This window comes from Patulibacter brassicae (assembly GCF_033949425.1).
Lineage (GTDB): Bacteria > Actinomycetota > Thermoleophilia > Solirubrobacterales > Solirubrobacteraceae > Patulibacter > Patulibacter brassicae.
In genome coordinates this window covers 1055017-1066204 of sequence record NZ_JAXAVX010000001.1, presented here as the reverse complement: position 1 = coordinate 1066204, position 11188 = coordinate 1055017, and the positions used below count along the sequence as shown (strand labels likewise).

The following is an 11188-nucleotide window of genomic DNA, read 5'->3' as shown; positions in this document are numbered from 1 at the left end:
TCCCCGCCTCTCGTCGCGCCCGCCGGGCGGCGGGCATCTGCTCGATTCCGCGGCGATCATACCGGCGGTACACTGTTTCGTAAGGTGACCCGAACATCCCGACCAGGACCCGGTCCCGCGCCCTCGGGCGCGGCACCCGTGCGGGCCGAGCACCTCACCCGGAGCTTCCGCTCACCGCGCGGTGGCGCGCCCGTCGTCGCCGTCGACGACGTGTCCCTCGTGGCGACCGCCGGGGCGATCACGGCGATCACCGGGCCGTCCGGATCGGGCAAGTCGACGCTGCTGCAGCTGCTCGCCGCGCTCGACCGCCCCGACCGCGGGCGGGTCTGGATCGGGGACGTCGAGATCACGCGGCTGCGGGACCGCCGGCTCGCCGCGCTGCGACGGCGGCGGATCGGCTTCGTCTTCCAGTCGTTCAACCTCGTTCCGAGCCTCACCGCGCGGGAGAACATCGCGCTGCCCGTGCAGATCGACGGGCACGAGCTCGCGCCCGGCCGGCTCGAGCAGGTCGCCGAGCAGCTCGGGATCGCCGACCGGCTCGACCATCTGCCGGCCCAGCTGTCCGGGGGCCAGCAGCAGCGCGTCGCGGTCGCTCGTGCCGTCGTCGCCGAGCCCGACGTCGTCTTCGCCGACGAGCCGACGGGCGCGCTGGACGGCGACACCGCGCAGTCGCTCCTGCGCCTCTTCCGGTCGCTGGCCACCGACCACGGACACGCCCTCGTCGTCGTGACCCACGACCCGCGGGTGGCGGGCTGGGCCGACCACGTCCTGCGGATGGACCGGGGACGGATCGCGTCGGCCGACGCCCCGGCGGTCGAGGACCCCACGATGCCGCTTCCGAGCGCCACGCCGTGACGGTCGCCGGGCTGCGCCGGCGCCGCGGCGCCCCCTTCCGGGCCCTCCTGCGCCTGTGGCGGGCCGAGCTGCGCGCCCACCGCGGGCGCGTGCTCGCGACGGGCCTCGCGGTCGGGCTCGGCGCGGCGCTGCTCGTCGCGGCGCTCGTCGTCGGCGACAGCGCCCGCAGCGCGATCCGCGCCGGCGCGGGCGTCGAGCTCGGCGGACCGGCGGCCGGCCCGGGACGTCGCGGCGCGGACGTCGTGCTGCGGACGAACGCGCAGGCGGGCGACGCCGGCGCCTCGCCGGCGAGCCTCGGGGCCCCGGGCACGGGTCTCGGCGAGACGCAGGTCGCCGACCTGCGGCGCCTGCCCGGGGTCGAGCGCGTCGGGACGCTGACCCAGGCCGTCGCCGCCGCGCAGGTCGGCGACCGGGTGCGCGGGATCACCGTCGAGAGCCTCGCCGACGAGCCGTCGTTCGTCTGGCAGCAGCTCGAGGCGGGACGCTCGCCGGCGGCCCCGGCGGAGATCGCCGTGAGCCCCGGGACCCTCGACGCGCTGCGGATCCGCCTCGGCGACCAGCTCGCGATCGGGCGGCCGGGGGTGGGTCGCGCGCGCTTCACCGTCGTCGGAGTCCTCGACCTGCGCGGCTCGCTGCGGTTCGGCGGGGCGCCCTACGGCGTCGTGACCCCGGGGGCCGCCCAGGCGCTCGCTCGCACGACCGGGCCGACGACCGCGCTGCTGCGTGCCGCACCTGGAACGACGCCGCAGCGGCTCGTGGAGGCGGTGAACGCGCGAGCGCCCGTCGCCTGGCCGGAGACGGCGTCCGCGCTGCGCGAGGCGTCGCTGGGCGCGAACGCCGACCGCGTCGTCGCGCTCGGCGCGGTCGGCACGGCGTTCGCGGCGATGGGCCTGCTCGTCGCGGCGCTCGTGCTCGGGACGACCGCCACGGTGGCGCTCGCCTCGCGGCGGCGGACGCTGGCGCTGCTGCGCGCGCTCGGGGCTCCCCGGGGCCTCGCGGTGGGCCTCGTCGTGCTCGAGGTCGTCGGCGTCGCGCTCGCGGCGGCCGTGGTCGGGACGGGGGTCGGCGTGCTGCTCGCGCGGCTCGCCTTGCCCGCGGCCGGCGCGATCCCGGGCCTCCCGGCGATCGAGGGCGGCTCGTTCACCGTGGCGCCGGAGGCGCTCGCGGGCGCCGTCGGCGGGGCGGTGCTCCTCGCGGTGCTCGCGGCCGCGGTCCCGGCGCTCTGGGTGGCACGGATCCGGCCGGCCGAGGCGCTGCGCGAGGCGCCGGGAGCGGGACGCAGCGCCCGGGTCGCGCGCGCCGCGGGCCCGATCCTGCTCGTGCTCGGCACCGCGGCGGCCGTGCTGGTCGAGGGATGGGCCGGGCTGGTGCTGGCGGCGGCGCTGCTCGTCCCCGGGACGTTCCTCGCCGTCGGCGGGGCGATGCAGCTCGTCGCCGGAGGCCTCGGACGGCGCGCACGGCGGCGCGGCGCCCGCGGCGTCCTGGGCCATCTGGTCGCGCGCGAGATCGGCCACGGTCCGGGCCGCGCGGCGGCGGAGGCCGTCGCCGTCGTGGCCGCGGTGGCGCTCGTGAGCGCGACGTGGATCGGCTCCGCGTCGGTCGCCGAGACCGCCTCCGCCCGCCTCGCGCGCACCGGCCAGCCCGACCTGACGCTCGGCGTGCCCTCCGGGAGCGACGTCATCGCCCCGCAGCTGCGCCGGAGCCTGCGCGACGTCCGTGGCGTCGCCGCGGTCGTGGCGGTGCGCTCCAGTCCCCAGGCCACGGTGGTCGGTCAGGGGGCGGCGCGGCGGACCCGGGTCGCGGGCGGCGTCGCGGCGGTGAGCGACCGCGCGCTGCGCGCGGTGCTGCCGGCGAGCGCGGCGACCGCCCGCGGCGTCGGCGCCGGCGAGGTCGCCCTGCCCCGCTCGGACTTCCCGCCCTTCCCGGAGGGCGCGCGCGTCGCCCTGCGCGGTCCGTCGGGCACGGTCCGCGACCTGCGCGTGCGGTACGTCCGCGACCTGCCGCTGACGAGCCTCGTGCGCCCCGACGTGCTGGAGCGCGTCGCCCGCCGGACCGCCGTGCACACCACGTGGATCCGCCTCGACGACGGGGCCGGCCGGACGCGGGCGCTCGACGAGATCGTCGGCCTGTCGGTGCTCGGGGGACCGTTGCCGCTCGACGGGCCGGCGCTCGCCGACGCGCGGGTGACCCATGCGATCCAGACCGCCCGGACCGCCGCGACCGCGCTGCTCGCGCTCGCGATCCTCGTCGCGACGATCGGCGCCGCGGCGACCTTCGCCCTCTCGGTCGCCGAGCGCCGGCGCGACCACGCCACGCTCCGCGCGATCGGCCTGGATCGCGAGCGGCTGCGGAGGCTCCTGCTGCGTCGGGTGCTCGTCGTCCTCGCGGTCGGCACCGGGGCGGGGGTGCTGCTCGGCGGGGCGCTCGCCACCGTGCTCGTGGATCGGCTGGCGCACGCGCTCGGGATCCCCGCCGTCCACGTCTGGCCGGTGCTACCGATCGCCGGGCTCGTCGCCGTGGTCCTGCTCGTGGCGCGCGCGGCCGCGCTCCTGCCCCTCGAACGGGCCGCGCACGTCGCGCCGGCCCGCGCCCTGGCGGAGGGATGATGCGCCGGACCGCCGTCCGCGCCGCGCTCGCGGCGCTCGTGGCCGCCGGCGTGGCGCCGGGCGCCGCGGCGGCCGACGCGCCCGTGGAGTGGAACCGCGTCGGGCAGTACTCGTGCACGACGCTCGGCGGCCTGGCCGCGAGCGACGCGGAGCTCGCGGTGCGCCTGAGCGCGCCGGCCGGCGTCGCCCGTGGCGGGACCCTCGAGGCGAGCGGCTCGATGCGGCTGACGCTCGAGTCGCGGGCGCCCGGTCTCGTCGGCCTCGTGGGCCTGTCGCGCTCGGTGCGCTTCGCCGCGCCGACCATCGCGCTGCCGCTGCGGATCGCCACCGCGGGCGGGCCGGTCGAGCGCCTCGTGACGGTGCCCGACGTGCGCTCCGCGCCGACCGCCTCTCCGGGGCTCGACCGCGCGCTCGCGGTGCGCGCCGACCTGCGCCTGCCGCCGATCGTCGTCCCGAGCGACGCCACCGGGGACCTCGAGATCGGCCTGCCCCGGGACGGGCGCGGCGAGGACGCGGCGCTCGCCGGCGCGCTGCGGTTCGAGGGCGGTCTCGTCGGCGACACGCCCCTGTCGTGCCGCAGCGGCGGCGTCCGCGAGTCGGTCGTCGCCCGGATCGCCGTCGGTCCCCCCGCGGCGGGACCCGCGACGACGCCCGCACCGCCCCCGGCGACCACGACCGCCGCCGCGCCGGCGCCCCGTCCGAGGACCCGCACCGCGGCGCGCGTGGCCACGCCCGTCCCGCCGGCCCCGTCCCGTCCGGCCGCCGCCGCGCCGGCCGGGGACGCGCCGAGCACCGACGCGACGTCGCCCACCGCATCGGCTGCGCCGCCCGTCGCCGCGGTCGAGGACGCGCGCAACGCCGGGGCCTGGGCCCCGGTGCCGCCCGCGACGCGGCCGGACGACGGCGACGTCGTCGTGCCGGCCTGGGTGCTCGGGGTGCTCCTCGCGGGGCTGCTCGTCGGCGCGGCCGGCGGTGCCGTGGGCGCCCATCGACGCCTGCGCCGCGCGCAGCACGAGCTGGAGGACCGACCGTGAACCAGATCCGCATCCCCGCGACCCTCGTGGCGCTCGCCGCCGCGACGACGGCGGTCGCCCCGGCCACCGCGCACGCCCAGGCCGTCGCCCGGCGTGCGCAGCAGACGTACCAGTGCGTGGCGAGCAACGGCAGCCAGACCCGGACGGAGCCGATCGGCCTGGCGTTCACGCTGAGCCTGCCGCCGTCGGTCGCGCCGGGCGAGACGCTCTCGCTGCGGGGGTCGGTCGACCTGCGGGTCTCGGACTCCTACAACGAGGGCGTGACCTCGTCGCTGTTCGCGGTCCGGCAGATCGAGGCGGTCTCGAACACGCTGAACGCGTCGATCACCGTCGGGGACCGCTCGTTCCTGCACCCGGCCGACCGCTGGTCGACCGGTCGTCAGGAGGCGCGCGTCCCGATCGTCCCGACGGGCCCCCTGACCTTCCCGACGCTGCGCATCCCGGAGGACGCCCGCGGCGCGGTGACGGTCCGCCTGCCCGGCAACGGGTTCACGCGCAACTCCGTCGGGCGCTCGCCGGCGACCGTCGCGTTCACCGCCGCCGCCACCGCGCACGGGGTGGCCTCGTACACCTTCACCTACGCGTGCTTCCTGCCCGCCGGCGAGCCGAACGTCGTCGGCACCGTGCCGATCGTCGTGCCCGGTACCGCGACGCCACCCGCCGCGCCCTCCTCGGGCGGCGGGGGCCGGGCGCCGACGACGACCCGTCCGGCGAGCGGGTCCGGCGGCGGGCGCGAGCGGGGGACGACCACGACCACCGCGGACGGGACGAGCGCGTCGGCGGCCGAGGACCCCTTCGGCGGGGGCGGTGGGACCACGGACGGGACGACGGCGGACGCGCGCGGCGACGGGGCCGCCACGGCCGGCGGCGGCACGGCGGCGAGCGGCGGCGCGGCGGGCGGGTCGGGCGCGACGCCGGCGGCGATCGCAGCGGTGCCGGCGGCGCGGGAGGACGCGGACGGCATCCGGCTCCCGGCGACGTGGCTGTGGATCATCGGCGTCACCGGCGTCCTGCTGCTCATCGCCTGGGGGGCGACGGCCCGCTACCGCCTGCGATTGCTGCTGGACCGCGAGGACCGGTAGCGCTCGCGCCACGGCGTCCCACGGGCGCGGCGCAGCGGCGGTGGCGCTCGTCGCGGACGAGGGCCGGCAGGACGGGTCCGGGCGGGCGCTCCCTTAGGGCCTATCCCGGTAGGGCGCGTGGAGTCGTGGTGGTCGCCGACCATGGAGGTCGTTCCCGGGTTCCGAGATCAGGCTGGTGGCCTGACCGACGGGACTCGGGGGCGAGATCCGCCGGTCGGCGGCCGCCGCGGACCGCGGGCCCTACCGGGATAGGCCCTTAGGCGGAGCCGGCGACCTGCGCTCGCTCCCACGCGAGCTCGGAGACGATCCCCCGGTCCGCCAGGCGCTCCTCGGCGGCCTCCAGCGACCCGGCGTCCCGCACGAGCGCGGCGAGCCGCGACGGGCCGGCGATCGCACCCGCGACGGTGAGGAAGACCGCCTCGCCCCCGAGCGCCGTGCGCTCGACCGTCCGGCGGCCGTCGCGGATCGCCACCGGACCCCGCGCGCCGCGCGCGCACGCGACGGCGAGCGCGCTCGCCTCGGTCGGCACGGCCTCGATCAGGCGCTCCAGCGCGTCCAGCCCGGCGGGATCGAGCGGCGCACGGGCGAGCAGGCCGCCGTGGGCCTCGGCCTCGGCGACGCGCGCGGCGACCTCGTCGGGGGTCAGCTCGCCGTCGCACCCCGCGCCGACCACGGCGAGGGCGACCGGGAGACCGCCGCGCGCGTCGAGGTGGGCGCCCGCGGCGAGCAGGACGGCGTCGGCCAGCGGGCTGCCGAGTCCGGCCTCGTCGCCGTGGGCGAGCACGTCGCCCCCGACGTCGACGAGGAGCACGCCGTCGCAGCCGGTCCGCGCGGCCGCGGCCGCGAGGCCCTCCGCGGTCACCGCGGGCCCCGGGTTCGGGTCGATGAGGACGACCGGCGCGCCGAGCTGCGCGGCGGCGCGGGACTCGCCGAACGGGACGTCGCCCGGGGTCCGGGTGTCGGGGCCGGCGAGGGCGGCGGCGGGGTGCAGGACCTCCGCGTCGCGCAGCTCGTCGGTGCGCCGCGGCCCGGGGACCGGGTCGAAGGGCAGGCGCTCCCAGGTCAGGCCGCCCAGGACGAACGGACGGCCGAGCAGCTGCGCGGCGGCCAGGGCACCGACGACGTCGCCGCCTCCGCCGATGCCGACCGCCAGGACGCGGGTGGCGGTCGGGAGGACCTGCGAGGCGGCGCCCGCGGCGCCGCCCGGAACCGCGCGACCCACCGAGCTCATCGGCGGGTCGCGGCGGGCGTCACGCCAGGACGGGGACGCGATCGGCGGCGGCGTCGAGGATCGCCTCGATCTGGGCCGTCGCGCGGGTGAACTCGTCGTCGGAGAGCACGGGCGTGCCCTCGAACGGCAGGTCGCGCTGGATCTCCAGCCACGACCGGCATCCGCCGAAGTCGTCGCGGACGCGGACCGTGACCGGACGCGGGATCCGGTAGGCGCGCAGCAGCACGACGTGCAGCGGGTGGCGGTGCTTCCAGTTGAGCCGCTTCTCGGCGTAGTCGCTCGTCCACACGTAGTACGGGGAGAGCGCCTCGACGACGCGGGCGTCCGTCACGGTGTAGTGCGCGACGGCCTCGGCCCAGGCGCGGATGCGGACGCGCTCCGGCTGCGGGATGCCGCCGTCCTGCGTCAGCGCGGCGGGCGGCGGGTCGCCGTCCGGCCACACGCCCTCCTCGAGGGCACGGCGCAGCTCGGGCCGGTGCGACTCGCGGATGACGTCGTTGCGCTGGTGATCGAAGGTGGGGTAGAGGAAGAAGCGATCGTGGTCGAGCCGGAAGTGCTTGTGCTCTTCGCGGATGCCGCCCTTGCGCAGGGTGAGGAGCTGCTCACCCTCGGCGAGGGCACGGACCGTGACCGCCCATTCCTTGAAGGCAATCGGCATGGCGGGAACCGGGCTTGTTGGCGATGGACGTCCCTGGGCGCAGCCGCACAAAGCGGAGATCGCCTCAGCAACGAGAAATCATCGTTGCAGAGAACGCGGCAAAATCCAAGGGCTAGGAGGCAGATCGGTGACGCACAGCACGTTCCCGGCGCGCTGACGTGCTGTCTCGACGGCGTACGCCGGCCCTCAGCGCGCCTGCGGAGCGCCGTGCCCGCCGCCGCCCGGCGTCTCGATCCGGACGACCTGCCCGGCTCGCAGGCGCAGACCGGCCTTCGCCGGCACCGGCTCGCCGTCGACGAGGTTGCGCCCGGGCGCCCCGGCGGACCCGCCGGCCGCGCCCGGAGGCCCGACGGCGCGCCGCTCCGTGAGCAGCTGCAGCTCGAGGTCGGCGGTGGCGCGCAGCTCGCGCACGACGCCGTCCCCACCCCGGTGGGTCCCCGCACCGCCGCTCCCGCGGCGGACCTCGTAGCGCACGACGCGGACCGGGAACGTCGTCTCGAGCGCCTCCACCGGCGTGTTGCGGGTGTTCGACATCGCGACGTGGACCGCGTCGGGACCGTCGGCGTCGGGCAGCGCCCCCTGCCCGCCGGAGATCGTCTCGTACATCGTCCGGTCCTCGTCGCCGAGGGTGACGTTGTTCATCGTCCCCTGGCCGAGCGCCCGCCCGAGGGCGGCGAGCACGAGGTCGGCCACGCGGGAGGACGTCTCGACGTTGCCGGCGACGACCGCGGGCCGGGTGCCGTCCGGGGCCGGCCGGGCGTCGAGCAGCGACCCGGGCCGCGTGCGGACCTCGACGCGCCGCCGCGTCCCGTCGTCGGCGGGCAGGTCCGGGTCCTGCCTCGAAGCCGCCGCGCGGATCGCGAAGAGGCAGGCGGACTCCGTCACCGCCCGCGGGCAGTTCAGGTTGTGGGCGCCCTGGTCGGGCGCGTCGGAGAGGTCGACGACGACGCGCAGGTCGCCGACGTGGACCCGGACCGCCAGGGGGATCGGCCCCTCGCGCCCCTCGAGCGCGTCCCGGGCGACGTGCTCGCCCGCCGGGAGCGCCTCGATCGCCGCGGCCATCCGTCGCTCCCCGTAGGCGAGGACGTCGGCGAGGCGGGTGGCGAGCACCGCGGGCCCGTGCGCGTCGGCGAGCGCGGCCAGGCGTGCCGCGCCGGCCTCGCAGGCCGCCTGCTGGGCCCGGAGGTCGGCGCGCCGCTGGGCCGGCGCCCGCATCCGGCCGGCGAGCTCGTCGATGAGCTCCGGCGACAGCGGCTGCGGGGCGATGACGACGCCCTCCTCCTCGAGCGTCGTGGAGTCCGCGGGCATCGAGCCGGGCGTCCGGCCGCCGACGTCCGCGTGGTGCGCGCGGCTCGCGGCGAACCCGACGAGCGCGTCGCCGGCGTGGACCGGCGTGACGACGGTGATGTCCGGCAGGTGGGAGCCGCCGGCGTAGGGATCGTTGAGGATCCACGAGCGGCCGGCGTCGCCGTGCGCGTCGCCGAGCCGGTCGCGCACCGCGGCCACCGACGCCGGCATCGCGCCGAGGTGGACCGGGATGTGGGCGGCCTGGGCGACCATCCGACCCTCCGCGTCGAAGAGCGCCGTGGAGCAGTCGCGACGCTCCGTGATGTTCGGCGAGTGCGCGCTGCGCACGAGCACGGCGCCCATCTCCTCGCACGCCGCGCGCAGCGCCCCGACGAGCAGCTGCAGCTCGATCGCGTCGGTGCTCACGGCTCGACCTCCCACGGGGCCGGCGGCGGGGGCGCGGCCTCCGCCTCGAGCACGAGCGTCCCGTCGGCGTCGCTGCGCGCCCGCCAGCCGGCCGGGACGACGACGGTCGCGCCGGGCAGGTGCAGGACGGAGGGGCCCGCGACGTCGACCGCCTCGCCGCCCGCGGTGCCGAGGCCGGCGCCCGGGCCGGGCGTCGTCGTCGCCTCGCGGATCGTCACGAGCTCGAGCTCCGCGTCCGGGTCGTCGAAGCCGTAGCGGTCCCGGTGCGCGGCGTCGAAGGCCCGGCGCAGCGCGTCGACCCGGGGTGGGACGTCGCCGACCGTCAGCTCGAACGCCTGTCCCGCGTAGCGGACGTCGTACCGGCGCTCGCGCCGCGCACCGGGCGGGGGGTCGTCGTCGAGCGGGACCGCCAGCGCCGCGTCCGTGATCGCGTCGCCCCGCAGGAGCACCGTGCGGGCGCGGTCGCGGCGACCGTCGGCGGCCGCGAGCCCGAGCGCGGAGAGGACGCCGCCCGCGTGGGGGACCAGGACGCGGGAGATCCCGAGCCGGCTCGCGAGCCCGGCGGCGTGCAGGCCGCCGGCGCCGCCGTAGGCGAGCAGCGCGAAGCGCCGGGGGTCGATCCCGCGCTCGACGGTGACCACGCGCAGGGCACGCTCCATCTCGGCGTCCGCGACCCGGAGGATCCCCCGGGCGCAGGCGTCGACCTCGAGCCCCAGCCGCTCGGCCAGGCGGCCGACCGCCGCGCGCGCCGCGTCCGCGTCGAGCCGAACCCCGCCGGAGAGCGGCCGGTCGGCGGGCAGGGTGCCGAGCACGACGTGGGCGTCGGTGACCGTCGGCTCCGTGCCCCCACGGCCGTAGGCGGCGGGCCCCGGGTCTGCGCCGGCCGATCGCGGGCCGACGCGCAGCGCGCCGCCGTCGTCGGCCCAGCCGATCGAGCCGCCGCCGGCGCCGACGGTGTGGATGTCGATCGTCGGGAGCGCGATCGGCCGTCCCGCGATCTCGCCCCCGCCGCGCTCCCCGACGCGCCCGCCCTCGACGAGCAGGACGTCGCACGACGTCCCGCCCATGTCGCAGCCCAGGAGGTCCTCGGTGCCCGACGAGCGCGCGACGAGCGTCGCGGCCGCGGCGCCGCCGGCCGGTCCGGAGAGGACGGTCGTCGCCCCCCGACCGGCGGCTTCCTCGAGCGCGCAGACGCCGCCGGAGGACTGCAGCACCGTCGGCGCGGGCAGGCCGCGCTCGCGGCACGCCGCGGCGAGCCGGCGCAGGTAGCGACCCACGAGCGGGCTGACCGCGGCGTCGACCTCCGTCGTCGCGGCGCGCTCGTACTCGCGGAAGGTCCCCACCGCGGCGTGCGAGAGGGCGAGGTGGACGTCCGGCCCCAGGCGCGCTCGCAGCGCCGCGCCGAGCCGCCGCTCGTGCTCGGGGAAGCGGTCGGCGTGCAGCAGGACGACGGCGACGGCCTCGGGCGCGGTCGCGGCGACGGCGTCGGCCACGCGGGCGGCCTCCTCGTCGGTCAGCGGCAGCTCGACGCCGTCGGGCCCGCAGCGCTCCGCGACGGCGATCCGGCGCTCCGGCGGCGCGATCGCGGCCGGCCGGCGACGGGCGAGGTCGTAGAGGTGGGGGCGGTCCTGGCGGCCGAGCTCGACGAGGTCGACGAAGCCCGCCGTCGCGCAGAGGGTCGTCCGCGCCAGCCGGCCCTCGAGGAGCGCGTTCGTGGCCACCGTCATCCCGTGGGCGAAGCGGGTGACGGCGGAGGCGGGCAGCCCGGACTCCTCCAGCACGGCGTCGATCGCGGCCAGGACGCCGGCGGACTGGTCCTCGGGGGTCGTCGGGGCCTTCGCGGTCCAGCGCCGCTCGCCGGCGAGGAGCACCGCGTCGGTGAAGGTCCCGCCCACGTCGACGCCGAGCACGACCTCGCGCGGGCCGTCGGCGACGGCCGTCATCGTGGCCGAGGATAGTTCGCGCCCCGGGTGCTCCGGGGCGCGACGGCGCGGGCCCGGCGCGGCCGC

The 11188-nt window shown here is 78.7% G+C and carries 8 protein-coding genes; 4 read left to right on the top strand and 4 right to left on the bottom strand.

All coding sequences use genetic code 11. The features are described from left to right. The first annotated feature begins 138 nt into the window (after window positions 1–138). The 4 genes from SK069_RS04885 to SK069_RS04870 are packed head-to-tail and all read left to right on the top strand — an operon-like array spanning window position 139 to window position 5577. Window positions 139–855: an ABC transporter ATP-binding protein gene (locus SK069_RS04885; protein WP_319953060.1), complete on the top strand. Its 717-nt coding sequence runs from the start codon at window positions 139–141 to the stop codon at window positions 853–855. Further along, window positions 852–3461, top strand: coding sequence for an FtsX-like permease family protein (locus SK069_RS04880; protein ID WP_319953059.1), 2610 nt, complete (start codon window positions 852–854; stop codon window positions 3459–3461). Before SK069_RS04885 ends, SK069_RS04880 begins: the two co-directional genes overlap by 4 nt. Further along, a complete protein-coding gene (locus SK069_RS04875; protein ID WP_319953058.1) occupies window positions 3458–4495 on the top strand; it encodes a hypothetical protein in 1038 nt (345 codons plus the stop codon). Before SK069_RS04880 ends, SK069_RS04875 begins: the two co-directional genes overlap by 4 nt. Continuing rightward, complete coding sequence (locus tag SK069_RS04870) at window positions 4492–5577, top strand: hypothetical protein (RefSeq protein ID WP_319953057.1); 1086 nt, start codon at window positions 4492–4494, stop codon at window positions 5575–5577. The genes SK069_RS04875 and SK069_RS04870 overlap by 4 nt, the downstream gene beginning before the upstream one ends. A gap of 256 nt (window positions 5578–5833) precedes the next feature. Here the strand turns inward: SK069_RS04870 and SK069_RS04865 are convergent, their stop codons facing one another. From SK069_RS04865 to SK069_RS04850, 4 genes are all read right to left on the bottom strand, one after another. Further along, window positions 5834–6808, bottom strand: coding sequence for a DUF1152 domain-containing protein (locus SK069_RS04865; RefSeq protein WP_319953056.1), 975 nt, complete (start codon window positions 6806–6808; stop codon window positions 5834–5836). A gap of 19 nt (window positions 6809–6827) precedes the next feature. After that, complete coding sequence (locus SK069_RS04860) at window positions 6828–7466, bottom strand: DUF1802 family protein (protein WP_319953055.1); 639 nt, start codon at window positions 7464–7466, stop codon at window positions 6828–6830. A 186-nt stretch (window positions 7467–7652) separates the two neighbouring features. Then, window positions 7653–9179: a hydantoinase B/oxoprolinase family protein gene (locus SK069_RS04855; protein ID WP_319953054.1), complete on the bottom strand. Its 1527-nt coding sequence runs from the start codon at window positions 9177–9179 to the stop codon at window positions 7653–7655. Further along, on the bottom strand, window positions 9176–11122 hold the full coding sequence (locus SK069_RS04850; RefSeq protein ID WP_319953053.1) for a hydantoinase/oxoprolinase family protein: 1947 nt from the start codon (window positions 11120–11122) through the stop codon (window positions 9176–9178). Before SK069_RS04850 ends, SK069_RS04855 begins: the two co-directional genes overlap by 4 nt. Window positions 11123–11188 lie beyond the last annotated feature (66 nt).